This window comes from Rhodanobacter sp. UC4443_H10 (assembly GCF_052978325.1).
Window position 1 is genome coordinate 853,978 of record NZ_CM129668.1, and the last position, 26,483, is coordinate 880,460.

23 protein-coding genes and 4 tRNA genes are annotated in these 26,483 nt (G+C 67.1%); 6 read left to right on the forward strand and 21 right to left on the reverse strand.

Features of this window, described 5'->3' with window-relative positions:
- Window positions 1-37: 37 nt before the first annotated feature.
- The 11 genes from recO to ACVCMB_RS03995 form a co-directional block, all read right to left on the reverse strand.
- Complete coding sequence (gene recO / locus ACVCMB_RS03945) at window positions 38-787, reverse strand: DNA repair protein RecO (RefSeq protein ID WP_447106203.1); 750 nt, start codon at window positions 785-787, stop codon at window positions 38-40.
- Window positions 788-881: 94 nt separating this feature from the next.
- The gene (gene era / locus ACVCMB_RS03950) at window positions 882-1,814 is read right to left on the reverse strand and encodes a GTPase Era (RefSeq protein ID WP_395118821.1); all 933 of its coding nucleotides are present in this window, start codon (window positions 1,812-1,814) and stop codon (window positions 882-884) included.
- Between the two features lie 78 nt (window positions 1,815-1,892).
- Entirely contained in the window at window positions 1,893-2,552 is a 660-nt protein-coding gene (gene rnc, locus ACVCMB_RS03955; RefSeq protein WP_447098756.1) for a ribonuclease III, read from the reverse strand.
- Window positions 2,553-2,555: 3 nt separating this feature from the next.
- Window positions 2,556-2,939: a DUF4845 domain-containing protein gene (locus ACVCMB_RS03960; protein WP_395118825.1), complete on the reverse strand. Its 384-nt coding sequence runs from the start codon at window positions 2,937-2,939 to the stop codon at window positions 2,556-2,558.
- A gap of 188 nt (window positions 2,940-3,127) precedes the next feature.
- Entirely contained in the window at window positions 3,128-4,018 is an 891-nt protein-coding gene (gene lepB / locus ACVCMB_RS03965; protein WP_395118827.1) for a signal peptidase I, read from the reverse strand.
- A 105-nt stretch (window positions 4,019-4,123) separates the two neighbouring features.
- Window positions 4,124-5,917, reverse strand: coding sequence for a translation elongation factor 4 (lepA, locus tag ACVCMB_RS03970; protein WP_395118829.1), 1,794 nt, complete (start codon window positions 5,915-5,917; stop codon window positions 4,124-4,126).
- 176 nt (window positions 5,918-6,093) lie between these two features.
- Window positions 6,094-7,563, reverse strand: coding sequence for a Do family serine endopeptidase (locus ACVCMB_RS03975; RefSeq protein ID WP_447106204.1), 1,470 nt, complete (start codon window positions 7,561-7,563; stop codon window positions 6,094-6,096).
- 167 nt (window positions 7,564-7,730) lie between these two features.
- Window positions 7,731-8,390: a sigma-E factor negative regulatory protein gene (locus tag ACVCMB_RS03980; RefSeq protein ID WP_395118833.1), complete on the reverse strand. Its 660-nt coding sequence runs from the start codon at window positions 8,388-8,390 to the stop codon at window positions 7,731-7,733.
- A complete protein-coding gene (rpoE, locus tag ACVCMB_RS03985) occupies window positions 8,387-8,980 on the reverse strand; it encodes an RNA polymerase sigma factor RpoE (RefSeq protein WP_395121396.1) in 594 nt (197 codons plus the stop codon). The genes ACVCMB_RS03980 and rpoE overlap by 4 nt, the downstream gene beginning before the upstream one ends.
- A gap of 145 nt (window positions 8,981-9,125) precedes the next feature.
- Window positions 9,126-11,681, reverse strand: a complete 2,556-nt coding sequence (locus tag ACVCMB_RS03990) for a putative bifunctional diguanylate cyclase/phosphodiesterase (protein WP_447100232.1) — start codon at window positions 11,679-11,681, stop codon at window positions 9,126-9,128.
- Window positions 11,682-11,691: 10 nt separating this feature from the next.
- Window positions 11,692-12,186: a hypothetical protein gene (locus ACVCMB_RS03995; protein ID WP_395118837.1), complete on the reverse strand. Its 495-nt coding sequence runs from the start codon at window positions 12,184-12,186 to the stop codon at window positions 11,692-11,694.
- A gap of 285 nt (window positions 12,187-12,471) precedes the next feature.
- Between ACVCMB_RS03995 and ACVCMB_RS04000 the strand changes: the two genes are divergently transcribed.
- Window positions 12,472-14,529, forward strand: a complete 2,058-nt coding sequence (locus ACVCMB_RS04000; RefSeq protein WP_447106205.1) for a 3-hydroxyacyl-CoA dehydrogenase NAD-binding domain-containing protein — start codon at window positions 12,472-12,474, stop codon at window positions 14,527-14,529.
- Window positions 14,530-14,594: 65 nt separating this feature from the next.
- Here ACVCMB_RS04000 and ACVCMB_RS04005 read toward each other — a convergent pair whose 3' ends face one another.
- The 5 genes from ACVCMB_RS04005 to ACVCMB_RS04025 form a co-directional block, all read right to left on the reverse strand.
- Window positions 14,595-15,164: a DUF2058 domain-containing protein gene (locus ACVCMB_RS04005; RefSeq protein WP_395118841.1), complete on the reverse strand. Its 570-nt coding sequence runs from the start codon at window positions 15,162-15,164 to the stop codon at window positions 14,595-14,597.
- A 38-nt stretch (window positions 15,165-15,202) separates the two neighbouring features.
- On the reverse strand, window positions 15,203-15,427 hold the full coding sequence (locus tag ACVCMB_RS04010; RefSeq protein WP_395118843.1) for a SlyX family protein: 225 nt from the start codon (window positions 15,425-15,427) through the stop codon (window positions 15,203-15,205).
- Entirely contained in the window at window positions 15,427-16,767 is a 1,341-nt protein-coding gene (locus tag ACVCMB_RS04015; RefSeq protein WP_395121397.1) for a UDP-glucose dehydrogenase family protein, read from the reverse strand. Before ACVCMB_RS04015 ends, ACVCMB_RS04010 begins: the two co-directional genes overlap by 1 nt.
- 131 nt (window positions 16,768-16,898) lie before the next feature.
- The gene (locus ACVCMB_RS04020; RefSeq protein ID WP_395118845.1) at window positions 16,899-17,657 is read right to left on the reverse strand and encodes an FKBP-type peptidyl-prolyl cis-trans isomerase; all 759 of its coding nucleotides are present in this window, start codon (window positions 17,655-17,657) and stop codon (window positions 16,899-16,901) included.
- A 194-nt stretch (window positions 17,658-17,851) separates the two neighbouring features.
- Window positions 17,852-19,618 carry a cation:proton antiporter gene (locus ACVCMB_RS04025; RefSeq protein WP_447100230.1) on the reverse strand — a complete coding sequence of 589 codons (1,767 nt, stop codon included), beginning with the start codon at window positions 19,616-19,618 and terminating at the stop codon, window positions 17,852-17,854.
- Between the two features lie 170 nt (window positions 19,619-19,788).
- Here ACVCMB_RS04025 and ACVCMB_RS04030 point away from each other — a divergent pair.
- The 3 genes from ACVCMB_RS04030 to ACVCMB_RS04040 all read left to right on the forward strand — a co-directional run bounded on the left by ACVCMB_RS04030 (window position 19,789) and on the right by ACVCMB_RS04040 (window position 20,122).
- A tRNA-Ala gene (locus ACVCMB_RS04030) sits at window positions 19,789-19,864 on the forward strand.
- A 69-nt stretch (window positions 19,865-19,933) separates the two neighbouring features.
- Window positions 19,934-20,009: transfer RNA gene (locus tag ACVCMB_RS04035), tRNA-Glu, on the forward strand.
- 36 nt (window positions 20,010-20,045) lie between these two features.
- A tRNA-Asp gene (locus ACVCMB_RS04040) sits at window positions 20,046-20,122 on the forward strand.
- A gap of 111 nt (window positions 20,123-20,233) precedes the next feature.
- Here the strand turns inward: ACVCMB_RS04040 and ACVCMB_RS04045 are convergent.
- Both ACVCMB_RS04045 and ppsR read right to left on the reverse strand, forming a co-directional pair.
- Window positions 20,234-20,662, reverse strand: a complete 429-nt coding sequence (locus tag ACVCMB_RS04045; protein ID WP_447107213.1) for a DUF1249 domain-containing protein — start codon at window positions 20,660-20,662, stop codon at window positions 20,234-20,236.
- Between the two features lie 84 nt (window positions 20,663-20,746).
- On the reverse strand, window positions 20,747-21,562 hold the full coding sequence (gene ppsR / locus ACVCMB_RS04050; RefSeq protein ID WP_395118849.1) for a posphoenolpyruvate synthetase regulatory kinase/phosphorylase PpsR: 816 nt from the start codon (window positions 21,560-21,562) through the stop codon (window positions 20,747-20,749).
- A 225-nt stretch (window positions 21,563-21,787) separates the two neighbouring features.
- On the opposite strand from ppsR, the gene ppsA reads away from it, so the two are divergent.
- On the forward strand, window positions 21,788-24,160 hold the full coding sequence (ppsA, locus tag ACVCMB_RS04055; protein ID WP_447100229.1) for a phosphoenolpyruvate synthase: 2,373 nt from the start codon (window positions 21,788-21,790) through the stop codon (window positions 24,158-24,160).
- Between the two features lie 256 nt (window positions 24,161-24,416).
- Here ppsA and ACVCMB_RS04060 read toward each other — a convergent pair.
- A tRNA-Ser gene (locus ACVCMB_RS04060) sits at window positions 24,417-24,506 on the reverse strand.
- Window positions 24,507-24,614: 108 nt separating this feature from the next.
- Between ACVCMB_RS04060 and ACVCMB_RS04065 the strand changes: the two genes are divergently transcribed.
- The gene (locus tag ACVCMB_RS04065; RefSeq protein ID WP_447106206.1) at window positions 24,615-25,316 is read left to right on the forward strand and encodes a PP2C family protein-serine/threonine phosphatase; all 702 of its coding nucleotides are present in this window, start codon (window positions 24,615-24,617) and stop codon (window positions 25,314-25,316) included.
- Window positions 25,317-25,334: 18 nt separating this feature from the next.
- Here ACVCMB_RS04065 and dnaQ read toward each other — a convergent pair whose 3' ends face one another.
- Window positions 25,335-26,039, reverse strand: a complete 705-nt coding sequence (dnaQ, locus tag ACVCMB_RS04070; protein WP_395118855.1) for a DNA polymerase III subunit epsilon — start codon at window positions 26,037-26,039, stop codon at window positions 25,335-25,337.
- Complete coding sequence (rnhA, locus tag ACVCMB_RS04075; RefSeq protein WP_395118857.1) at window positions 26,036-26,479, reverse strand: ribonuclease HI; 444 nt, start codon at window positions 26,477-26,479, stop codon at window positions 26,036-26,038. The genes dnaQ and rnhA overlap by 4 nt, the downstream gene beginning before the upstream one ends.
- Between the last annotated feature and the right edge of the window lie 4 nt (window positions 26,480-26,483).

Below are 26,483 nucleotides of genomic sequence, written 5' to 3' on the forward strand. Positions count from 1 at the left end.
CCGGGAGATTTCTACCGCCCACGCTCCTGGCGCGGACTCACGCCGGCGGCTTGGCGCGGTCGCTGCCCGCGGCGGGAGCGCGGCGCGAGACCGCCATCGACAGCACCCGCCACGCGCGCAACTCGCCACCGCCGAGGTGGAAGCGGATGATTTCGCGCATCAGGTCGCGCAATGCTTTCAGGCCGTGCGGGTCGGGCATGCGGTCGTGCGCCAGTGCCAGCAGGTCGGCGCCGCGCATCGCGCGGGGCGCGTCGGCGGCGCAACGCCGCGCGCCTTCCTCGACCTGGTAGCGATACCACGCGTCCGGCTCGATCACCTCGCCGGTGTCTGTCTCGTGCAGCAACGGCAGGCCGTAACCGGTGGCCTGCAGCAGGTCGCGTTCGAAGCGGCGCAGGCTCCAGCTGATCGATTCGCCCGTGGCCAGCCGCGTCAGCGCTGCGGCATAGGCATCGAACAGCGGCCCCAGCGGGTCCTGCCGCCCGGTCAGGCGCACCACCAACTCGTTGAGATACAGCCCGGCCAGCGCCGCGTCGCCTTCCAGCCGCTGCGGCGTGCCGACCGCCTCGACGGCGGTGAGCGTGGCCATCTCGCCGCGCAGCAGCAGACCCAGCGCCAGCGGCTGGAACGGTTCGAGCTGCGCACGCCGCAACCGTGCACGCTCACCGCGCACGCCCCGCGCCACCACACCCAACCGCCCATGCTCGCGGGTCAGGCACTCCAGCAACAGCGACGTCTCGCGATACGGCCGCGCGTGCAGGACATAGGCGGGTTGCTGGTCGATGCGCATGGGGAAAATCAGGAGTGAGAAACGAGCAGTGAGAGAGGTAGCAGCTGCCGCTCGCTTTCCGCCTTCTCTCACTTCTCTCCTCTCACTCCTCGCTCTAGTCGGTATACCCGAATTTCTTCAGCATGTTTTCGTCGTCGGCCCAGCCTTCGCGGACCTTGACCCACAGGCGCAGGAACACCTTGCGCTCGAACATGCGCTCCATGTGGCGGCGGGCGCCGGAGCCGATCGCCTTGAGCTGGGCGCCGCCCTGGCCGATCACGATGGCTTTCTGGCCGGCGCGCTCGACCCAGATCACGGCGTGGATTTCAGCGACGCCGTCCGGCCGATCCTCGAACTGCTCGATCTCCACCGTGGTGGCGTACGGCAGCTCCTGGTCCAGCCGCAGCATCAACTGTTCGCGCACCATCTCGGCGGCGAGGAAACGTTCGCTGCGGTCGGTGACCTCGTCGACGCCGTAGATCGGCGCGCGTACCGGCAGGCGCTTGATGATGGCCTGCTCCAGCGCCTGCAGGCCCTGCTCCTTCAACGCGCTGACGTAATGGATCTCGTCGTACTGATGGTGCTGCGCCAGTTCGGCCACGAACGGCAGCATCACGGTCTTGTCCTTGTTCAGATCGACCTTGTTGATCACCAGCAGGCGCGGCGCGGACTGCTCGACCAGGGCGGTGTACAGCGCCTCGTCCTCGTCGGTGAAGCGACCGGCCTCGATCACCTGCACCACCAGGTCCACGTCGCCGATCGCCGAGCGGGCGGCGCGGTTGAGACTGCGGTTCATCGCCCGCTTGGCGCCCCGGTGCAGCCCCGGGGTGTCCACGTAGAGGATCTGCCCGGCCTCGTTGGTGTGGATGCCGAGAATGCGATGGCGCGTGGTCTGCGGTCGCGGGCTGATGATGGACAGGCGAAAGCCGATCAGCGCGTTGAGCAGGGTCGACTTGCCCACGTTCGGGCGTCCGGCCAGGGCCACGGTGCCGCAGCGGAAATCCTCATGCGGCAGGCTGCCGTCGGCGATGTCGAGGGGGTCGTTCATGGTGGCAGGCTCAGCGAGTCGGTGGGCAAGTGTAGTGCGTGGAAGGCGCGCGCACGGTGAACCCGCGGCGCCGGCGGCTCAGGAGTCGCGCGCCAGTTCCAGCAACTGGCCGAGCACGCTCTCGGCGGCATCCTGTTCGGCGGCGCGGCGGCTGCCGGCCGTGGCAGCGGCGACGATCTGCAGCGGTTCGCTGATGCGGCAGGTCACGTCGAAGGTCTTGGCGTGGTCCTCGCCGTGGCTGTCGACCAGCTCGTACTGCGGCAGCGGCCAGCCCCCGGATTGCAGGTGTTCCTGCAGCCGGGTCTTGGCGTCCTTGGACGAGCGTCGCAGCGCGGCGACGCGCTCGCCGAACAGGTCGCGCACCAGGCTGCGGCAGGTGTCGAAACCGGCATCCTCGTACACCGCCGCCACCAGCGCCTCGAACGCATCGGCAAGGATCGAGTCGCGACGGAAGCCGCCGCTCTTGAGCTCGCCGGGGCCGAGCTTCAGCTCGTCGCCCAACTCCAGCTCGCGCGCCACCACGGCCAGCGCGTTGCCGTTGACCAGTTGCGCACGCAGCCGCGACAGCTCGCCTTCGCTGGCCTTGGGATGCACCTCGTAAAGCAGCTCGGCGATGATCGCGCCCAGCAGCGCATCACCGAGGAACTCCAGCCGTTCGTTGTTGGGCTTGCCGGCGCTGCGGTGGGTCAGCGCCAACTGCGCCCAGGCCGGATCACTGAATCGGTGACGGAGCTTCAACGTCTACTCGCCGACATTGCCCTGCAGCGGCACGCTCTTGTTGAAGTGCAGCAGGAAGTCGATGTTGTACATGAACGGGATCTGCTTGTCGTAGGCCACGGTCAGCACGCTGGTGCCGCCGGCGTCGCGCTTGATGGTGATGTTGGCCGGCTTGACGGTGGCATCGTCGACGTACTGGAAGCCGAGCTTGAACATCAAATCGCGGCGGATCGAGTCCAGCGACTTGCCATTGGTGCCTTCCGTGGCGATCTGGTTCATCGCCTTGGTCACGCCCATGTACTCGGAATACGACGGCGCCAGTTTCATCGCCATGTAGGCAAAGAAGCCCACTACCACGATGATGAGCAGGAAGCCGATCAGGGTGATGCCCGACTGTTTCGATTTCATAGTCCCCTCGCTATGCCGCCTGGGCGGCCGTCCGATCTGTGGATGTCCCGGTGTCGCCCGCACCCGCCGCACCGGCCCGGCCGGGGCCGATGGCGCCTGCGGATTCTCGCACTTGTTGGCCGCAGGCGGGGAGCGGGCGGCACGATCGCATCACGTTTTCGCGGTCGCGCGCCTGGCCGGAGGATGCGTCAGTGGATGACCGTGCCGATGCGCGAGAAATCCACGCCGCCGGTGCCCCAGCCCTTCCAGCTCATCCAGATCAGGAATGCCTTGCCGGCCAGGTTCTGCTCCGGCATGCAGCCCCACCAGCGGCTGTCTTCACTGTTTTCACGGTCGTCGCCCATCACCAGATAGCAGTTGTCGGGCACCACCGCAGGCATGTTCGCGTTGGGCACCGGCGGCGTGGGCATGCGGTCGGGCATGCGCGCGATCAGGTGGGTCACCTTGCCCAGGTGCTCTTTCCAGATGGTGGCGCCGTAGGCGAGCAGTTCCTCGTCCGCCGGGCGCGCGTGGTTGCCCTTGAACGGGCCGATCTTCTCGGCCGGCACCGGCTTGCCGTTGATCACGATCTCGCTGTCGCGGATCTGGATGGTGTCGCCGGGCAGGCCGATCACGCGCTTGATCCAGTTCTGGTTCGGCACCGGAACGCTGCAGTCCGCATTGCCGCCGTGCACTACCGTGCCGTCGTCGCGATGGCAGGTGAAGCCGGGCCAGCGGAACACCACCACGTCGCCGCGCTCGGGTTCGCCCAGGTCGAGGATCTTGTTGTTGAACGCCGGCAGGCGCAGGCCATAGGCGAACTTGTTGACCAGGATGAAATCGCCCACGTCCAGCGTCGGCATCATCGAGCCGGACGGGATGCGGAACGGCTCGGCCACGAACGACCGCAGCAGCAGCACCACCAGCACCACCGGGAACAGCGAGCGCGCCCAGTCCACCGGCATCGGGTCGCGATACTCCTCGCCCGCCGCGTCCAGCCGCGCCTTGCGCTTCTTGTACAGGAACAGCCGATCCAGCCCCCACACCACGCCGAACAGCACGGTGAGGCCAAGCAGAATCGCCGCAAAATCAAATTCCATGAGGGGCTCCCTTTGGAGCCGGGAATGGGGAATGGGGAATGGGGAATAGTGAAGCTGGCCGCTCTTCCTATTCCCGATTCCCCATTCCCTATTCCCGGCCTTTGGCTATTTATCCACTTTCAACACGGCGAGGAAGGCTTCCTGGGGGATCTCGACCCGCCCGACCTGCTTCATCCGTTTTTTGCCTTCCTTCTGTTTCTCCAGCAGCTTCTTCTTGCGGCTGACGTCGCCGCCGTAACACTTGGCCAGCACGTTCTTGCGCAATGCCTTCACCGTCGAGCGGGCGATGATCTGCGCGCCGATCGCGGCCTGGATCGCCACGTCGAATTGCTGGCGCGGAATCAGCTCCTTCATGCGCTCGACCAGTTCGCGGCCGCGGCGGTCGGCGTGGCTGCGGTGCACGATCAGGCTCAGCGCGTCGACGCGCTCGCCGTTGATCAACACGTCGGTGCGCACGAACGGGCCGGCCTCGAAGCGGTCGAAGTGGTAATCCATCGAGGCGTAGCCGCGCGAAACGGACTTCAGCCGGTCGAAGAAATCCATCACCACCTCGGCCAGCGGCATCTCGTAGCTGATCTGCACCTGGGTGGCCAGATACTGGATCGAACGCTGCACGCCGCGCTTTTCCTCGCACAGCTTGATCACGCTGCCGATGTAGTCCGGCGGGGTGAGGATGTTGGCCACGATGATCGGCTCGCGGATTTCCTGGATCAGGCTGGAGTTGGTCGGCAGCTTGGCCGGGTTGTCCAGTTGCAGGATCGAGCCGTCGCTGAGCAGCACCTCGTAAACCACCGTGGGTGCGGTGGTGATCAGGTTGAGGTCGTATTCGCGCTCCAGCCGCTCCTGCACGATTTCCATGTGCAGCATGCCGAGGAAGCCGCAGCGGAAGCCGAAGCCCATCGCCTCGGAGGACTCCGGCTCGAAGAACAGCGCGGCGTCGTTCAAGCGCAGCTTGTCCAGCGCCTCGCGCATCGCCGGGAAGTCGTCCGACGACACCGGGAACAGGCCGGCGAACACGCGCGGCTGCATGGTCTGGAAGCCCGGCAGCGGCGCCGCGGCCGGCTTGCCGGCGTGGGTCAGCGTGTCGCCCACCGGCGCGCCGTGCACGTCCTTGATCGAGGCGTTGATCCAGCCCACTTCGCCCGCCGACAGCTTGTCCAGCTTCTTGCGCTTGGGCGTGAACACGCCGACGTCGTCGACCTCGTGGCTGCGCCCGGTGGACATCACCAGCAACTTGTCGCCGGGCTTGATCTCGCCCTGCATGACGCGCACCAGCGAGATCACGCCGAGGTAGTTGTCGAACCACGAGTCGATGATCAGCGCCTGCAGGCGATCGGTGTCGCGCGGCTTGGGCGGCGGGATGCGCGCCACGATTGCCTCCAGCACCTCGACCACGTTGAGCCCGGTCTTGGCGCTGATCGCCACCGCGTCGGTGGCGTCGATGCCGATCACCGCCTCGATCTCGCCCTTGACCTTCTCGACGTCGGCGGTGGGCAGGTCGATCTTGTTGAGCACCGGCACCACTTCCAGGCCCATCTCCACCGCGGTGTAGCAGTTGGCCACGGATTGGGCCTCGACGCCCTGTGCCGCGTCGACCACCAGCAGCGCACCCTCGCACGCGGCCAGCGAACGGCTCACCTCGTAGGAGAAATCCACGTGGCCGGGGGTGTCGATGAAGTTGAGCTGGTAGGTCTTGCCGTCGCGCGCGGTGTAGGGCAGCGACACCGACTGTGCCTTGATGGTGATGCCGCGCTCGCGCTCGATCGGATTGTTGTCCAGCACCTGTGCTTCCATCTCGCGGTCAGCCAGACCGCCGCAGATCTGGATGATGCGGTCGGCCAGCGTGGACTTGCCGTGATCGATGTGGGCAATGATGGAGAAGTTGCGGATCAATTCCATGGAGCGCGAGCGGCCTTTCGGTCGTGGGGTCCGCCGCCACGCACCATGCATGACGACGCGCCGCCCCGAGGCGACGCCAACCCCGCATTATCGCATGGAACACCCGTCCGGCAGGCATCCGCGAGGGGATCGGTGCCGCCCCGCGACGGGCGGCACCCTTGCCGGGCGAGGTCCGGCTACTTCCCGTCCGGCACGGTCAGGCCGATGAACTGGCTCTGGTCGCCGCGGCGCACCAGCAACAGGACCGTGCTGCCCGCCTTGACGTCCTTCGTGGCCGCCTCGAACTCCGCCACGCTGCCGATCTTGCGCTGGTTGACCATCAGGATCACGTCGCCGGCGCGCAGCCCCGACTGCGCCGCCACCGGACCGGTGATGGCGTCGATCACCACGCCCTGCCCGTCCTTCAGCCCGAGCTGCTTGCGGGTATCGTTGTCGAGCGACTGCACGCTCAACCCCAGCGCGGCCGAACCGCTGCGCGCGGAGGGCGAGCCGGCGCTGCGGTTGTCCACGGCATTGCCGTCGCGCTTGGCCTCGCCGATGGTCACCTGCACGGTCTGCTTCTTGCCGTTGCGCAGGATCTCCACCGGCACCTTGCTGCCCGGCTTGGTCATGCCCACCAGCGGCGGCAGGTCGGCGGCCTGCTGCAGGTCGTGGTTGTCGTAGGCCAGGATGATGTCGCCGGCCTGGAGGCCGGCCTTGCCGGCACCGCTGTCCGGGTCCACGTCGACCACGGCCGCGCCGACGCCGTTGTCGAGCTTGAACGCCTTGACGATGTCGTCGCTGACCGGCTGCACAGTCACGCCGAGCAGGCCGCGCGAGACGTAGCCCTTGGTCTTGAGCTGCTGCACCGCGTTCATTGCCACGTCGATCGGGATCGAGAACGACACGCCGAGATAGTCGCCGGTGTTGGAATAGATCTGCGAATTGATGCCGACCACCTGGCCCTGCAGGTTGAACAGCGGGCCGCCGGAGTTGCCGCGGTTGATCGGCACGTCGGTCTGGATGAAGGAGGTATATGGCTGGTCGCGCTGGCCCAGGTTGCGGCCCACCGCGCTGACGATGCCCTGGGTCACGGTGTAGTCGAAGCCGAACGGCGAGCCGATCGCGAGCACCCACTGGCCCGGTTTCAGGCTGCGCGAATTGCCGATGGTCACCGCCGGCAGCGCACCGCCGGCGTCGACCTTGAGCAGGGCGATGTCATAGGTCGGGTCGGTGCCGACCACCTTGGCGGTCAGCGTGCGGCGATCCTGCAGGCGCACGGTGACTTTGTCCGCATGGTCGACCACGTGGTTGTTGGTGAGAATGTAACCGTCGCTGGAGATGATGAAACCCGAACCCAGCGAGGTATGCCGCTGCTCCTCGGGCGAGGGCATCATCGGCATGCCGAAGAAGCGCCGCAGGATCTCGGCGCCCGGGTCGTTGGGCATGCCCTGCCCCGGTCCCATCTGGCCCTGCACGCGCATCGAGCGATTCGGTTCGCCGGTGTACCGGGCCTCCACGTGCACTACCGCAGGGGCGTTCTGCTGCACGATGCCGGTGAAATCCGGCAGCGCCGCGGCGGCCGCCGGCTGGGCCTGCACGCCGCCGACCCCGGCCAGGCCCAGCAGGGCGCAACAGGCCAGCGTACGCAAGATGGAATGACTCATGACTCCTCCTTGGGTTTGAACTGCAGCCGGCGCGAACCGGCGATCAATGACGACGCGGCAAGCGGGCCGCGGCACAGTCGAGCGGCCGCACAACACCTTCGGCGCAGGCGCCGAGGGGACATCCGCATCAACAGGATTTGCCGCGAACCATCACTCGCCCGACAATCTCAGCGCCGGCCGGCAGCGGCCTGGTGCGAGGCATCCGGTGCCGGGTCGAGCAGCAGCAGATAGCTGCCGTCGTTGTTGTCCAGGGTGCGATAACGATGCATCGCCGGGTAGGTCGACATCCGCCGCGCATCACGCGACTGGCCGTCGTCCAGCGGCGCGCCCAGGGTAGCCGAAGCCTGCTGGCTGAGCAGGCCGGCGGCGTTGCCGCTGAGCCATGGCGGCACCGAAGGCGGTGCTGCCGGCGTGCTCGCCGGCGTCGACAAGGTCACCTGGCTGGTCCCCGCCACCACAGCGGAGTCCACGCGACCGGCATCGCCCGCCGGCTGGCTGATCATCAACGCCGCGGCGGCCACGCTGGCGGCGATCACGCCACCGCCGGACCAGCGCAACCAGGCGTGCCGTCGCGACGGCGCCGCGGCGGCCACCGTCTCCTGCTCGATCGCCAGCATCACCCGCGCGGCGAAGCCGCCGGAGGCGCGCAGGGTGATCTCGCGGCGCAGGCCGTCGCGGGCAAAGTGGTAGCCCGACCATGCCTGGCGCAAGGCTTCATCGTGATCGAGTCGGCGCAACAGGAAACGCAACTGCTCGACAGGCAATTCGCCGTCCATGCTGGCCGAGAGATTCTCGAGGGCGTCCTGGTGGGTCTGTGCCTGGTTCATGTCGGATCCTCGCGGCCAGACAGCAGCGGCCGCAGCTTTTCGTCGATCGCCTCACGCGCCCGGAAGATGCGCGAACGCACCGTACCGATCGGACAGCCCATCGCTTCGGCGATTTCATCGTAACTGAGGCCATCCACTTCACGCAGGGTGATGGCGGTCCGCAGTTCCTCGGGCAGGGCTTGGACAGTGGAAAACACCGATTGTTCAATTTCCTGGCGCATCAATTCGTGCTCGGGGGTGGCGCTGTCGTGCATGCGCTCGGCCCCGGCCATGAACTCGGCTTCGTCCGCGTCGACGTCGCCGGAGGGCGGCCGTCGCCCCATCGCCACCAGGTGGTTCTTGGCGGTGTTGACCGCGATCTTGTACAGCCAGGTGTAGAACGCGCTGTCGCCACGGAACGATCCGATCGCGCGCCAGGCGCGGATGAAGGACTCCTGCGCGATGTCCTCGCACTCGGCATGGCTGCGCACGTAACGCGAAATCAGCCCGATCAGCTTGTGCTGGTACTTGCGCACCAGCAGGTCGAAGGCGCGCTTGTCCCCCTGCTGGACCCGCTCGACCAGCGCGCGGTCCAGTTCGTTTTCGCCCATGCGGGCCGTGTCCATCGTCAATGCCGTCATCCGCTGAGGGTGCCTGGGGTGAGCTGAACCCGGCGCTCAGACCACGAGCGGCCCACCGAGTTCAGTTTAGCCAATCGTCGCGCCAGCTCCCGTTATGGGGCCGCCTGCGGACCGCTCAAGCCGGTTCGGCCTGCCGCACGCCCAGCAGGCGCTGGCGCTCGGCCAGCATCTTCTCGAAGCTGATCGGCTGCAACGGCCGGCAGAACAGGTAACCCTGCAGCTCGTCGCAATGGTGGTCGCGCAGGAATTGCAGGTGCTGCTCGGTCTCCACGCCCTCGGCCACCACCGCACGGTTCAGCCGGTGGGCCATCTCGATGGTGGCCCGCACGATCGCCTCGTCGTCCGGGTCCACGCCGATATTGCGCACGAAGCTCTGGTCCACCTTGATGCGGTCGGCGGGCAGCCGGCGCAGGTAGTCCAGCGAGGCGGCGCCGGTGCCGAAATCGTCGATCGCGATGTGACAGCCGAGCCGGTGCAGCGCATTGAGGTTCTCCACCAGGTTCGGCGCCGCCTTGATGCTGATGCTCTCGGTGATCTCCATTTCCAGCAGGGTGGGATCGAGCCCGGTCTCGCGCAGCGCGCGCGCCACCATCTCCAGCAACTGCGGCTCCATCAACTGCACGGCCGACAGGTTGACGCCCAGGCGCAGGCGCAAGCCGTAGCGCTGCTCCCACTCGCGCGCCTGGCGGCAAGCGGTGTGCATCACCCATTCGCCGATCGACACGATCAGCCCGGTCTCCTCGGCCAGCGGAATGAACACGGCGGGGCTGATCATGCCCAGCTCGGGGTGCTCCCAGCGCACCAGCGCCTCCATGCCCACGATGTCCTCGGTCTCGGCATTGACCTGGGGCTGATAGACCACGCGCAACTCGCCGTTGCCTTCGGCGTGGCGCAGGCGCGTCTTCAGCGCCATGCCGTGCTGACGTGCGTACTCCGGGCTGACCTCGTAGATCTGGAAGTTGTTGCGGCCCTTGTGCTTGGCCGAATACATCGCCTCGTCCGCATGCTTGAGCAGGGTATCGGCGTCGTTGGCGTCGTCGGGGAAAAAGCTCACGCCCATCGACACGGTGACCTGCAGCTCGACGCCGTCTTCCAGGAAGATCGGCGACTCCATCATCTGCACGATCTTCTCGGCCACGCGCAGCACGTCGTCGTTCTTGACGATGTGGCGCAGCACGATGGTGAACTCGTCGCCGGCATAACGCGCCACGGTGTCGGAGGCGCGGATGCTGCCGCGCAACCGCTGGGTGACAGTGCGCAACACCCGGTCGCCGGTGGCGTGGCCGTAGGTATCGTTGATGGCCTTGAACCGGTCCAGGTCGACGAACAGCAGGGCAAAGCACTCGCCGTTGCGGATCGCCTCGCGCAGGATCGCCTCCAGCCGGTCGTTGAACAGCAACCGGTTGGGCAACCCGGTCAAGGCATCGACCAGGCCCTCGGCGCGACCCTGTTCGCGGGTGCGCTGCAGCTCCAGCGTGCGGGCGAAACGCGCCGCCGCGCAACGCAGCACCGGCTCGACCACCGCCATCTCGGCGAAACCGCGGCGGCTGCCGGCGAGCACGGCGCCGAGCACGCTGTGCCGCTCGTCGTACATCGGCAAGCCGACGAAGCCGGCCAGATCCAGCTGCTGCAGCAGCGGGTCGACCGCCGCCAGCTTGCCGGCGTCGCTCTGGTAACGCATCGCCTGCCCGCCCAGCACCAGCTGCAGCGAACTCTGCAGGTAGCCCGGCGGCCACTGCGCGTGTTCCTCGCGGCTCAGTTGCAGGACCTGGGCGGGGGCGTCGGCCGTTTCCGGACGGACCGACCACACGGCCAGATAGTCCAGCGCCAGCTCGTCGAACAGCAGTTGCGCGCAGGCGGACTGCGCGTCGACGCCGCTGCTTGAGGCGAACAGGCGCGACAACAGCGACAACGCCGCCTCCGGCCGCAGGTCGGCGCGATCGCTGCGAAACTGCAGCGCCAGAGCCGCGCTGCCGCCCTGCTCGACCCGCCGCACGTTCACCTGACCGGTGTCGTAACCCAGCGACGACTTGCGCCGGGCCGGATGCCAGCGACGATCCGCGTCGTTGAAAATGGTGGCCGACGTGTCGCCCTCGAGCTGTACCGCCTCGGCCAGCGCCAGCCCGGCCCACTCGCTGGCAGGCAGGCGACTGTGCCGGATCACGCCGGGACTGACTTCGAGCAGGCACTGGCTCTGCAGGTCGACCATCAACCATTCGCTGCCGCTTTCCTCGAAGGCCCATCGCCAATCGCCGGCCGCACCCCAAACCGTCGGGACCGGGCCACCGGCTGCGCTGACCGGCAGGCGCTGCCAGCGCGCGACCAGTTCGGTGGCAATCTGTCCGGCGCAAAGCCAGTCGGCGATCCCCGGCGGCAGGTCGGCCGGGCTGCACGGCGCGCCATCGGCCAGCACCACGATCAGCGGCGCATCGGCGGCGCCCGGCAGCCGGCGCAATTGCTCGCAAGCGGCGCAGGCCTGGGTTTCGTCGCCATCCAGCACCAGCACCATCAACTGCAGCGGTTCCTGCGCGGCATTGCCCTCCAGCAGGATCGCCGCGTGGGAAATGTCGCGCGCCGAATGCAGCCGCGCGTAGCCGGCACGATCGAGCGCGTCGAACAGCGCCCGGCGCAGGTCGCGCTGGGCGGCTACCAGCAGGATGCCGGCATTCATGTGCGCGGCCTCATGTCAGCCAGCGACCATCGCGCAGGCGCAGCTGGCGCGGCTTGCCGTCTTCGGTACTGACCTGGGCGGCGAGATCGCCCAGGTGGGCCACCAGCGCCTGCGGCGCATCGACCAGCACCACGCGGCGCAGGTGGCCCTTGGGCGCCCGCGCCAACTGGCGCAGCATGGCTGCATCCACCGCCGACAAGGGCAGCTCCACCCCGCGCAGGAAATAGACGCCGAAATGCATGCTCTGCTGCATGTAACGCAACGCATTGCCGAGCCGCTCGCAGTCCGGCACCCGGGCATGGGCCTCGCGCAGGCTGCCCAGCCCGGTGTCCGGCTGCCACAGGTATACCGCCTGGCCGCTGTGCCTGGCCAGCACGCGCACCTGTTCGATCAGCGCTTCGGCGTCCTTGCTTTGCAACACGACCAGGCCACTGGGCGCGGTCAGGATGCGTTCGAATATCTCGGCGCCAGCCTGGGGTACGGCGGAGGCCATGGCGATGGTCATCAGGTTTCGTCCTGCGGCAGGTGCTGAATCCGGACCCGCGGCGAGCGCGGATGCCTTCGAATGGCCGGGAACCGATCGACCCTCGTCGACCCGGTTCAGTTAGCCAATCGCACCTGCGGGAATCGCTCGGGAGCACCCGCGCGTGCGACTGGTTTCGGCGGATACCGTCCGCAACGGTCCGATTTCACACCGCTGTCACCAGCGGGTCAAGCGCACGCGTCACATCTCGCAATCGCGACCACGGAACGGTATGGTTCAGGCCTCCTCCACCATGTGCCGACCCCCATGTTCGAAGGATTGCGATTCAACCACTGGCGGACCCACGAGGACGATGGCCTGGTGACGCTGACGCTCGACCGCGCCGGCAGCAGCGTCAATGCGATCAATCGTGCCGTGCTGGACGAGCTGGATCAGATCGTCGAGCGGCTGGCGATCGACATGCCCGCCGGCGTCATCATCCATTCGGGCAAGTCCGCGGGCTTTGCGGTGGGCGCGGACATCCGCGAGTTCGTGGAATACGCGCGCCAGGACACCGTGCGCGAGAACATCGAGCACGGCCAGCGCGTGTACGAAGCACTGGCCCGGCTCGCCTGCCCCACCGTGGCCGCGGTGCACGGTCCCTGCATGGGCGGCGGCACCGAATTGATCCTGGCGTGCCGTCTGCGCGTGGCGGCCGACGAGGACAGTACCCGCATCGCCCTGCCCGAGGTGATGCTTGGCATCCACCCCGGCTGGGGCGGCACGGCCCGCCTGCCACGCCTGATCGGTGCGGCCGAGGCGATGCCGGTGATGCTCACCGGCAAGCCGCTCTCGGCGCGGCGCGCACTCGCGCTGGGCGTGGTCGATCACCTCGCACGCCCGCAGGAGCTGCTGGCCGAGGCGCGCCTGCTGCTGCGACGCGCGCCGTCGCGACCGTTCGCGCGTCGCGCCAAGGCGTGGGCCAGCAACAGCTGGCTGGGGCGACAGATCCTGGCGCCGATCATGGTCAAGCAGACGGCGGCCAAGGTACGTCGCGAGCACTATCCGGCGCCGTTCGCCCTGATCGACGTGTGGAAGCGCGGCGGCAGCGACATCGGCCAGCGCTTGAAGATCGAAGCCGACTCGGTGGCGCGGCTGGCGCAGACACCCACCGCGCAGAACCTGATCCGCATCTTCTTCCTGCAGGAGCGGCTGAAGGGCCAGGGCGGCGGCGTCGATGCGGCCATCAACCGCGTGCACGTCGTGGGTGCCGGCGTGATGGGCGGCGACATCGCCGCCTGGGTGGCACTGAAAGGCATGGACGTGACCCTGCAGGACCGCGAGATGAAGTACATCCAGCCGGCGCTGGATCGCGCACGCGCGCTGTACGAGAAAAAGCTCAAGACCCCGGAGAAGATCGACGCGGCAGTGCAGCGGCTGCGCGCCGACGTCGACGGCAAGGGCGTCGCCCAGGCGGATCTGGCGATCGAGGCGATCTACGAGAATGCCGAGGCGAAAGAGGCGCTGTACGCCACCATCGAGCCGCAGCTCAAGGACGGGGCAATCCTGGCCAGCAACACCTCCAGCATTCCGCTGGACGAACTGCGCGGCAAGCTCGCTCGTCCGGCAGACTTCCTCGGCCTGCATTTCTTCAACCCGGTGGCGCAGATGCCGCTGGTGGAGGTCGTGCGCCACGACCAGCTCGACCCGGCCATCGAGAAACGCGCGCTGGCGTTCTGCAAGGCGATCGGCAAGCTGCCGGTCGCGGTCAAGGGCACGCCGGGCTTCCTGGTCAACCGCATCCTGGTCCCGTACCTGCTCGAAGCCATGCGGCTGTACAGCGAGGGCGTGCCCGGCGCGGTGCTCGATCGCGAGGCGAAGAAGTTCGGCATGCCGATGGGGCCGATCGAACTGGCCGACACGGTCGGTCTGGACGTCTGCGCCTCGGTGGGCAAGGAGTTGGCGCCTTTCCTCGGCCTGGAGCTGCCGCCCGGCATGGACGAACGGCTCGCCGCCGGCAAGCGCGGCAAGAAGGACGGCCAGGGACTGTACGTGTGGCAGGACGGCAAGCCGCAGAAGCCCGAAGTGGACAACGACTACGTGACACCGCCGGACCTGCAGGATCGAATGATCCTGTCGATGGTCAACGAGGCGGTGGCCTGCTTGGCCGACGGCGTGGTCGACGACGCCGATCTGCTGGATGCAGGCGTGATCTTCGGCACCGGTTTCGCACCCTTCCGTGGCGGCCCGATCCAGTACGTGCGCAGCGAAGGCGCCGACACGCTGAAGGCGAAGCTGGAGCAGCTGGCCCGCCGCCATGGCGACCGCTTCAAGCCCAAGCATGGCTGGGACCATCCGGCGTTGACGCAAGCGCCGGACCGCTGAATCGCGCGGCGGGCGGTGCCCGCCGCGCTTGCTTCGTGAGGCGGCGGTGCCCCCCTACTTCGACCTCACCACATGAGATCGTCGGGTACGCCGTCGTCATCCGTGCCGGCGGTGCCCGGCGCCACCAGCAAGGCGACGTGGTTGGCGTCCAGTTCGCGCAGTTGCTCGGCCGTGTCGCGGCTGACCAGCAGGTAGCGACCGGCATGCTGCACCACGCCCAGTTCGCCGGCGTTGAGTGCCGCTAGCTGGGTTGCGTCGACATGGATGCGGCGGATCTTGCCGGCGTATTCGAAGTTGCGCACCTGGTCGGCATCGGCCTTGTTCAACGCCTGGCCATCCAGCAGTTGCTGGATGCGCAGCTTGCGCTCACGCCGCAGCCGGGCTTGCTCGGCCGCCTCGCGCTCGATCCGCTGGCGCTCGCGGGCTTCAGTCCGGGCACGCAGCGCGTATGCCTTGGCCAGGTCGATGTCCTGCTGGCTCTGTCCCGACGGCCGCGCCGCATGCGGCTTGCCGCCCTTGCGTGCGGGCTTGCCGGGCGACGCAGGCGTCGGGCGCTTCGGTTCGTGCGCGCGGTCCTGCTGCACTTGTTTGACGATGCCGCTCTTGAGCAGCTGATCGCGCAGGGAATCGGCCATGCGGGCATTCCGTGATCGGCAGGTGGGAGGGGTCCGGGTCAGTAATGCGGCGGCGGCGGTTCATCGTGCGGATCGTCACCCTGCGCGATGCGCATCGACGCCACCTCGCCGCGCAGGTCGCGCAGGGCGCGTTCCAGCGCAGCGATCCGCTGCGACTGGTCGGCGTCCGCCGTGGTCAGCGCCTGCACCGCCTCGTCGATGAAGGTCAGCTTGATCTCCATCTCGTCGAGCCGGCGGGCGAGCACGTCGTTCGAACTGTTCATCACGACAACTGCAGGCTGCGACCACGGCCGATGCCGTAATAGGCCAGACCCGCCTCCTCCACCACGGCCGGGTCGTACAGGTTGCGGCCGTCGAAGATCGCCGGGACCGCCAGCGCGGCACGGATCGCCGCAAAATCGGGGCTGCGGAAGGCCTTCCACTCGGTGACCACCGCCAGCACGTCGGCGCCCTGCAGGGCAGCCGCGGCGTGCTCGCAAAGCACCAGATCGGCACGTTCGCCGTACAGCCGCCGGGCTTCCTCGCGCGCTTCCGGGTCGAACGCGCGCACCTTCGCGCCGGCGCCCCACAGTTGTTCCATCAGGCGTCGGCTGGAAGCCTCGCGCATGTCGTCGGTATTCGGTTTGAACGCCAAGCCCCACAGAGCGATCGTGCGACCGCCCAGCTGGCCGTCGAAATGCCGCGAGATCAGCTCGAACAACTTGCCCTTCTGCTGCCGGTTGACCGCCTCGACCGCACCGAGCAGGCGCGCCTCGTAGCCATGCGCGTGCGCGGTGCGCTCCAGCGCCTGCACGTCCTTGGGAAAGCACGAGCCGCCGTAACCGGCGCCCGGGTAGATGAAGCTGTAGCCGATGCGCGGGTCCGAGCCGATGCCCTGGCGCACCAGTTCCACGTCGGCGCCCACCCGCTCGGCGATGTTCGCGATCTCGTTCATGAAACTGATCTTGGTCGCCAGCATCGCGTTGGCGGCGTACTTGGTCAGCTCGGCCGAGCGCTCGTCCATCACCACCATGCGGTCGTGATTCCGGTTGAACGGCGCGTACAGCTTGCGCAGCAGGGCAACCGCGCGCGTGCTGGAAGCACCCACGACGATGCGGTCGGGGCGCAGGCAGTCTTCCACCGCCGCGCCCTCCTTTAGGAACTCCGGGTTCGACACCACGTCGAATTCCACCGTGGCCTGGCGCGCCGCCAGCTCGGCCGCGACGGCTTCGCGCACGCGATCGGCGGTACCCACCGGCACGGTCGACTTGTTCACCACCACGGCGTAACGCTGCAGGTGATGGCCGATCGTGCTGGCCACCTTCTGCACGTACTGCAGGTCGGCGCTGCCGTCCTCGTCCGGCGGCGTGCCGACGGCGATGAAGATCAATTCACCGTGGGCGATCGCCGGCGCCGCCTCGGTGGTGAAGTCGAGCCGGCCACTGGCATGGTTGCTCTGCACGATCGATTCCAGGCCCGGCTCGTAGATCGGGATCTCGCCGCGCTTCAGCCGCTCGACCTTGCCTGCGTCGATATCGACGCAGACCACGTGATTGCCCATCTCGGCCAGACAGGCACCGGTAACCAGTCCGACGTAGCCGGTACCAAAGATCGTTACCTTCATCATCGTTGAGGGTTTTCCTGGAAAGTGAACCGCCTATTCTAACCGCGCCGTCCGACAGCGACACACGGCGCAAAAAGAAGGGGCGCGAATCGCTTCGCGCCCCTTCGGCGAACCTGCCGGCGAACCGTCGGTTACTGCCCGTCGGAACCGCTGGGAGCTGCCGGCGTCGGGCCCGTCTTGACCAGAGTCACGTCGAAGATCAGCGTGGCATTGGGCGGCATCGGCGGCTGCGGCTCGGCACCATAGGCCAGCGAGGCGGGAATGAACAACTTGTAGTGTCCACCTACCTGCATCAGCTGCAGGCCTTCGCGGAAGCCCGGGATCACGTTGGCGACCGGGATCGAGGCCGGCTTCGGACCATGCTTGGCGGAGGCGTCGAACACCTGGCCGTCCAGGAACGAGCCGGTGTAGTTGATCTCCACGGTGTCGTTCGGGCCCGGGCGGGCGCCGGTGCCGGCGGTGATCACCTTGTACTGCAGGCCGGAAGCCGTGGTCTTCACGCCAGGGGCGGTCTTGTTCTTGGCGAAGAAGGCGTCGCCTTCCGCCTTGTTCTTGGCTGCCTCCTGGGCGCGCTCGGCCTCGAACTTGGCCTGCACCTTGGTCATGAAGGCCTCGTAGACCTGCTTGGCCTCGGCCTCGCTGACGGTCGACTTCTGGCCCGACAGCGCGGCCTGCACGCCACGCGCCACGGCGGCGGGGTCCATCTCGTCGCGCAGGATCGGCGGCACGCTCTCGCCCATCTTGTAATAACCGAATACGTAGCTGGCCTTGGCCTTGTCGACGGGGGCGGCGGCGCCAGTCTTGGCGGCCTGGGCAAATGCGCCCGCCGTCATGCCCAGCGCAACGGCCATTGCCACTGCCGTCAGCGTGGGACGCAGAAAGTGCTTCATTTGTAACTCCCTCATGAAAATGGAAATGCCGGCATCGCCGGCCGGACCCCGCGTTGGAGGCAGGCCACGCATTGTGCGGTGCCGGCCTGTTCTTGGCAACGATCGCGCCTTGTGACCGTCAGACGGCATAAAGGTTCAGCGTTGCACGGATGCCGGCCGCCGCCTCGCACCCACCCCCGCCTCGGGCGTCGTTGTCAATCGGCCCCGTCCGCCGGCGGCTCCGGCTTGTCAAGGGTTTCCTTCAACGCCGCCTGCAACCGCGCATGCATGTGCACCAGGCCCCGCCACAGCACCACCGACAGCACCGCCCCCACCACCAGCAGGAAGATGGCGATGCCGCGCGGCGGCAGGATCGCCGAACCCAGCGCGCTCAGCAGGATGCCCAGCAGCAGCAGCGTGGCCAGCGGAATCACCCGCGCCAGCACACTGCGGATGGCGTGGGTGTAGGAGCGCGCAAAGCTCTCGCGTATGCCGATCTCGGCCAGCAACATGCCCAGCGCGCCGGCCTTGCGATACACCGCGATCAGCATCGGCAGCGACAGGAACAACGCGCAGGCCCAGATCACCGTGTGCCGCATCTCGCGCCCGATGCCCACCGTGGAGAACCAGGTCCAGCCATGCGCATTGACATAGGCTCCGACCATGAACAGGGTCACCACCAGCAGAATGTTCACCGCGATGTGCCACAGCAGGCGCCGCAGGATCGCCGCCAGCGTGGCGTTCTCGTTCACCGGCTTGAGATGTTCCAGCCAGCCGCTGTAGCTGGTGGCCAGCAATTGCACGGAACGTGGCGTGACCCGCCGCAACCCGCTGGCCACGCGGTCGCCCGAGCGCGACAGGTACGGCGACAACGCCATGCACACCACCGAGACCGCGACGGCCACCGGATAGATGAAGTCGCTGATCACGCCCAGTGAAAGGCCGAGCGTGGCGATCACGAACGAGAACTCGCCGATCTGCGCCATGCCGAGGCCCGCCCGCAGCGCGGTGCGCGGTTCGTGCCCGACCACCAGCACGCCGAGGCTGCAGGCCAGCGTCTTGCCGACGACGACCACCCCCGCGATCAACAGCGCCGGCACCGCGTACTGCCACAGCATCGCCGGGTCGATCTTCAGGCCGATCGCCACGAAGAACAGCGCGGCGAACATGTCGCGCAAAGGCTCGACCAGCTGGACCACCCGGCCGGCGCTGCGCGACTCGGCCACCACCGCTCCGGCCAGGAAGGCACCCAACGCCACGCTGAAGCCCATCCACACCGCGACCAGGCTGGCGCCGAAACAGATCCCCAGCACGCTGACCAGCAGGGTTTCGTCGCGACCGAAGCCGGCCACGTAGTCCACCAGCCGCGGCAGCAGCAGCAGGCCCAGGATCATGCCGACCACCACGAACAGGCCCAGGTGTCCGATCAGGGTGAACGCCGCCTCCGCCTGCACCGAGCCGCCGATGGCCACCGCGGTGAGCAGGGTCAGCATGATGATGGCGAGCATGTCTTCGGCCACCAGCAGGCCCACCACCAGTTGGGCGAACGGCTGCTGACGCTGGCCCAGCTCGGACAGGGTGCGCGTCGCCACCATGGTCGAGGACAGCGAAATGATCGCGCCGAGAAACAGCGCATCCATGCCCTTCCAGCCGAACAGGCTGCCGATGCCGTAGCCGATCCACAGCATCAGGCCGACCTCGCCCACCGCCACCAGCAACATGCCGACACCCACGTCGCGCAGCTTGCGCACGCTGAATTCCAGGCCCAGCGTGAACATCAGCAGCACCACGCCCAGGTTGGAGATGTCGTCGATGGCGCGCGCGTCGCCGACCAGCACGCCGGGCGTGTGCGGACCGATCAGCACGCCAGCCAGGATGTAGCCCAGCAGCACCGGCTGACGCAGGCGCTGAAACAGGATCGTGGTGGCGCCGGCCACCAGCATCACCACGGCAAGATCACGGATGAACCCGATTTCGTGCATCGCCTTCCTTCGCCGTTGCCCTCGTCGCTGCAGCATAAAGGAGCGTCGGCGAAGATCGCGTCCGCATCGCCGCAGCCGTGGCGCGATGTGATGATGCGCACGCGCAACGGCGTCGAAAAAAAGCTTGACGGGCAAGCAACCCCACCCTATTCTTCTCGGCTTCCAGCGGCGGGGCCATAGCTCAGCTGGGAGAGCGCCTGCATGGCATGCAGGAGGTCGGCGGTTCGATCCCGCCTGGCTCCACCAGGTTTTGATTCAGTGCAAGTCCTTTGCGAGAACCCGCGCATCCATGTGCGGACTTTTCGAAAAATCAACGTCCCCATCGTCTAGAGGCCTAGGACATCACCCTTTCACGGTGGCGACCGGGGTTCGAATCCCCGTGGGGACGCCAAGTTGGACCGCGCAAGCTGGAAGCTGTTGCAACTGCGGAGTGGTAGTTCAGTTGGTTAGAATGCTGGCCTGTCACGCCGGAGGTCGCGGGTTCGAGTCCCGTCCACTCCGCCACCATTCAAAACGAAAACCCGCCTGGCGCGGGTTTTTTGTTGTGGTGATTTGTGCATCCATCCATGGGCGCAAAGATCAGGACGCAGCCATGGATGGCTTTGAATAGAACCGCTATCCCCCACCGCCTTCGTGCGACTCCGGTTGCGGCTCCAGGGTGCCGGTGGAATGCCCCTGCTCGGCGAGGTATTCCAGCCATCGGGCCAGGAATCGGTTCATGCGCAGGCGGTACTGGAACACCGAGTGCACCGGGGAAAACGGGCCCAGCACCTGCCACAGGTGCCGGCCCGGGTGGCAGTGCAGCGCCTCGGCGACATGCGCGTCGGTGTACATGCGCAACTGCGCCGAGGGCGCGCGCTGGCCGGTGTGCGCATCGACGAATCCGTAGGTGAGCTCCAGCTCGACGGTGTACGGGTGGTGCTCCTGCACCTGCAGGTGCACGTCCAGGCCGTCGTCCACGCTCGACACGTAGCGGCCGGCGGGAAGCTCGTGCGGCGCGAACAGCCGCGCGAGGCGGTGATAGTTCTCCGCATACAGACCCATCAGGGTCTCGAACCGTCCCGGCAGCAGGCTGTTTCGATGGTCCAGTACGGCACTCGTGGGCAACGCACAAACTCCGGATGAAAATCAGAACATGGTCCGCTCGATGCCGAAGCGGTCGAAGATCTTGCTGGCGATCTCCTCGATCGACACGTGAGTGGTGTTGAGGCTGGGTATCCCGGCCTGGCGCATCAGCCGTTCGGCCTGTTCCAGCTCCCAGCGGCATTGCGCGATCGTGGCGTAACGGCTGCCGGAGCGGCGCTGCTCGCGAATCTGCGCCAGGCGTACCGCGTCGATGGTCAGCCCGTAGAGGCGGTCCTTGTAGGGCCGCAGCCGCGCGGGCAACTCCAGTTTCTCCAGGTCCTCGTCGGTCAACGGATAGTTGGCGGCGCTGACGCCGTAATGCAAGGCCATGTACAGGCAGGTGGGCGTCTTGCCCGAACGCGACACGCCGACGAGGATCAGGTCGGCATCGGCGTAATTCACGTCGATCCCGTCGTCATGCGACAACGCGTAGTTGGTGGCGTTGATGCGCGCCTCGTACTTGTCGAAATCGACCATGCCGTGCGAGCGATTCACCGCACCGGACCGGCGCGTCTGCAGCTCTTCCTCCAGCGGACCGATGAACGGCGCGAACACGTCCAGCATCAGCGCACCGCTCGAAGCCACGATGTCGCACAGGTTGCGGTCGGCCATGGTGTTGACCACCACCGGACGCTGCCCGGTCTGTGCGTAGTTGGTCTTGATCCGCAGTGCAGCCAACTCGGCCTTGTGCGGGTTGTCGGTGAACGGCAACCGGTGCTTGTCGAACCGGACACCCTCGAACTGCGCCAGGATGCTGTTGCCGATCGTCTCGGCGGTAATACCAGTGGAATCGGAAATGAAAAACACGGTTCGCTGCATGTGAAGCTTCCGCCGGGCCGAGTGCGCAGGCTCGCACCTTAGCGCAAGGGCAAAACGCTGTCCCGTGTTGAACGCGCGTTGACTGGTATCGGGTTGGAATGACATCGCGTGGCACTGGTCTTCTTGTGCTTCGCACCATCCGCGGCGGACAATACCAGTTTCCCGCAGCGCGCCCGCGACCGCTGGTTCCCTGCCCCCCCGTTCCGCCATCCCGAGGAGACACCCTTGAACGACCTGGTGCTTTGGCTCGATCAACTGCGCATGACTGACCTTGGCAAGGTCGGCGGCAAGAATGCTTCGCTGGGCGAAATGATCGGCAACCTCGCCAAACTGGGTGTCTCGGTGCCCGGCGGCTTTGCCACCACCGCCAGTGCGTTCCAGCAGTATCTGGAAAAGAGCGGGCTGGCCCGGCGCATCCAGGATCGACTGGCCACGCTCGACGTCGACAACGTCGATGCCCTGGTCGCGGCCGGCAAGGAAATCCGCGGCTGGATCGTCGACACCGCCCTGCCCGCCGAACTCGAGCAGGCGATCCGCGCGGCCTACATCAAGCTGTGCAGGGACGCCGGTGCCGACGACATCGCGGTTGCGGTTCGTTCCTCTGCTACCGCCGAGGACCTGCCCGACGCCTCGTTCGCCGGCCAGCAGGAAACCTTCCTCAACGTGGTCGGCATCGACGACGTGCTGCACAAGGTGAAGGAGGTCTTCGCCTCGCTGTACAACGACCGGGCCATCGCCTACCGCGTGCATCAGGGCTACAAGCACGAGGACGTGTTCCTCTCCGCCGGCGTGCAGCTGATGGTGCGTTCGGACGTGGGCGCCTCCGGCGTGCTGTTCACGCTGGACACCGAGTCGGGCTTCCGCGACGTGGTGTTCGTCACCGGCTCCTATGGTCTGGGCGAGATGGTCGTGCAGGGCGCGGTGAATCCCGATGAGTTCTACGTGTTCAAGCCGACCCTGCGCGCAGGCAAGCCGGCCGTGCTTCGTCGCAACCTGGGCGCCAAGCAGTTGCGCATGGTCTATTCCAGCGCGCCGGGCGAGCGCGTGAGGACCGAGGACACTCCGGCCGAACTGCGCCACAAGTTCTGCATCAGCGACGACGACGTGCAGGAACTCGCCCGCCAGGCGCTGATCATCGAGAAACATTACGACCGCCCGATGGACATCGAGTGGGCGAAAGACGGCCACACCGGCAAGCTGTACATCGTGCAGGCCCGCCCGGAGACGGTGAAGTCGCGCTCGCATGCGACCCAGCTGGAGCGCTTCAGCCTCAGCGAGAAAGGCAAGGTGCTGGCCGAAGGCCGCTCGATCGGCCAGAAGATCGGCGCCGGCAAGGCCCGCGTGATCCGTTCCCTGAGCGACATGAACAAGGTGCAGGTCGGCGACGTGCTGATCGCCGACATGACCGACCCCGACTGGGAGCCGGTGATGAAGCGCGCCTCGGCGATCGTCACCAACCGCGGTGGCCGCACCTGCCACGCGGCGATCATCGCGCGCGAGCTGGGCGTGCCGGCGGTGGTCGGCACCGGCAATGCGCTGGAGCTGATTCCGGATGGCGCTGACGTCACCGTGTCCTGCGCCGAAGGCGACACCGGCACGATCTACGAAGGCATCCTGAAGTTCGAGCGGATCACCGCGGATCTCGGCGACATGCCCGAGGCGCCGTTGAAGATCATGATGAACGTGGCCAACCCGGAGCGTGCCTTCGACTTCGGCCAGCTGCCGAACGCCGGCATCGGCCTGGCCCGGCTGGAGATGATCATCGCCAGCCACATCGGCGTGCATCCCAAGGCGCTGCTGGAATACGCCAAGCAGGACGCCGAAACCAAGGCAAAGATAGACGAGCGCATCGCCGGCTATGCCGGCCCGGTCGAGTTCTACGTCGATCGCCTCGCCGAAGGCATCGCCACCATCGCCGCCTCGGTCTACCCGAAGCCGGTGATCGTGCGCCTGTCCGACTTCAAGTCGAACGAGTACGCCGGCCTGCTGGGCGGCTCGCGCTACGAGCCGCACGAAGAGAACCCGATGATCGGTTTCCGCGGCGCCAGCCGCTACGTCGACCCCAGCTTCGCCGAGGCGTTCGCGCTGGAATGCAAGGCAGTGAAGCGCGTGCGCGAGGTGATGGGTCTCTCCAACGTGTGGGTGATGATCCCGTTCGTGCGCACGCTCGGCGAAGGCCGCAAGGTGATCGAGGTGCTGGCGAAGAACGGCCTCAAGCAGGGCGAGCACGAGCTCAAGGTCATCATGATGTGCGAGGTCCCGTCGAACGCCCTGCTCGCCGACGAGTTCCTCGACATCTTCGACGGCTTCTCGATCGGCTCGAACGACCTCACCCAGCTCACCCTGGGCCTGGACCGCGACTCCAGCATCGTCGCCGGCCTGTTCGACGAGCGCGACCCGGCGGTGAAGAAGCTGCTGGCCATGGCGATCAAGACCGCCCGCGCCAAGGGCAAGTACATCGGCATCTGCGGCCAGGGCCCCAGCGACCACCCCGACCTCGCGGAGTGGCTGATGGAACAAGGCATCGAATCGGTTTCGCTGAACCCGGACACCGTGGTCGATACCTGGTTGCGGTTGGCAAAGAAGAAGGCTGGCTGAGGCCAGCGCGTCCGGTGCGGCAAACATGCCGCGTTGTTTGCAAGGGGGCCGGTCTCGACCGGCCCCCTTTTTCACGTGCGTGACTTGCAAAACGCCCTTTCGGCAAGGGGATTATTCGTCCCGTCCGGGCCAGACCCTTCCGCGCCACGCGCTCCGGGGCCAGCCTGCGGCTGTCCGTATTCGTTCCGGACGAATCCGTCGAACCGGGCGGATCGTGCAATACGCAAAACGCCCCTTTCGGGGCGTTTTGCGTATCTGGCGGAGAGGGTGGGATTCGAACCCACGGTACGCTTGCACGTACGCCTGATTTCGAGTCAGGTACATTCGACCACTCTGCCACCTCTCCGGTCGGGTGCATGGGCGCATGCGAGCCGCGAATCATACGCGAGCAAGGGAACCGTGACAACAACCGTGGCTTGCGGCATGCTGCACAGCTTGCCCTGACACTAGCCCCATGATCGAGCTCGGACACGGAACCCATGTCGGCCTGCGCCGCACGCGCAACGAGGACACCTACCACGCCGATGTCTCGCTCGGCCTGTTCCTGGTCGCCGACGGCATGGGCGGCCACCAGCATGGCGAGGTGGCGTCGGCACTGGTGCGCGATGCGATGGTCGAGCTGGTCAGCGCCGGGTCGGGCCTGATCGAGGCCGTCAATGGTGCGGGCGAGCGATTGCTGGCGCACGCCCGGCCCAGCTTCGACCTGTTGCCGATGGGCACCACGATCGCAGCACTGCGGATCGTCGGCGACGCGTATGAAGTGGCCTGGGTCGGAGACAGCCGCATCTACCTGTGGCAACACACCCTGCGCCGCGTCAGCCACGACCATTCGCTGGTCCAGGCACTGGTGGAAGCCGGCCAGCTCGACCCGGCCCAGGCGGCGCAGCACCCGCAGCGCAACCTGCTCACCCAGGCACTCGGCGTCACCGCCACCGAGCAACTGCGCATCGGCATGGCCCGCGGCACGCTGGAACCCGGCATGAGCTTCCTGCTGTGCAGCGACGGCTTGACCGAGTGCGTCGACGATGCAGCGATCGCCCGTACTGTCGCGCGCAACGACCTCGCCGCGCAGGAATGCGCCGACCAATTGCTGTTGGACGCGCTCGACGGCGGTGGCGACGACAACATCACCGTCGTCCTCGTGCGCTGCAGCTGAAACATCGCGCCGCGCGGCTCAACCCAACCGGCGCCACACGCTCTGTCCGCCCGCGCTCTTGTCCAGCGCATCGAGCCGTCGCTCATGCTCAAGCAACTCGCTTGCCGAGGCGCACAGTACACGTGGACGCACCTGCAGGGTTGCCGGCGGCAGTACCACCGCGTGTTGCGGGGTCGCTGCATCGAACTCCAGATCCAGCCCGACCTGACCCGAGGTCATGGCCAGATAGACGTCGGCCAGCAGCTGCGCGTCGATCAGGCCGCCGTGCAGGTCGCGACGCGAGTTGTCCACGCCCAGCCGCTTGCACAAGGCATCCAGGCTGTTGCGCTGGCCGGGATAGCGCTCGCGCGCCATCGCCAGCGTGTCCAGCACGCTGCACCGATCGGCGATGCAGCCGCTGGCGGCACCGAGGCGCGCCAGTTCGGCGTCGAGAAAGCCCACATCGAACGCCGCGTTGTGGATGATCAGTTCGGCGCCGGCGATGAAGGCGAGGAACTCGTCGGCGACATCGGCAAAGCGCGGCTTGTCGAGCAGGAACTCGTCCTCGATACCGGTGACCTGGCGGGCGCCTTCGTCGATCGCACGATCGGGGTTCAGATACGTCTGGTAGTAGCGACCGGTGAGCCTGCGTTCGACCATCTCGACGCAGGCGATTTCCACCAGGCGATGGCCCTGGCGTACTTCCAGGCCGGTCGTTTCGGTATCCAGGACGATCTGCCTCATGCCCCGCTCCTGATCGACTCGGCCTGCTCGCGCGCGGCGCGGTCGACACGCTCGTTTTCCGCGTGGCCGTTGTGGCCGCGCACCCACTGCCAGCGAACCTGGTGCGTACCCACCGCATCGGACAGGCGCTGCCACAGATCCTGGTTCTTGACCGGCTTGCGGTCGGCCGTGCGCCAGCCGTTGGCGCGCCACTTCGGCAACCACTGCTCGATGCCCTGCATGACGTAGCGCGAATCGGTAGTGAGCGTGACCACGCAGGGGCGCTTGAGCGCCTCCAGCGCGCCGATCGCCGCCATCAGCTCCATGCGGTTGTTGGTGGTGGCGGGCTCCCGGCCGGCCAGCATCCGCTCGCCGCCAGGGGCCCGCAGCAAGGCGGCCCAGCCGCCCGGTCCGGGATTGCCGAGGCAGGCGCCGTCGGTAAATGCTTCCACTTCACTCATGGGT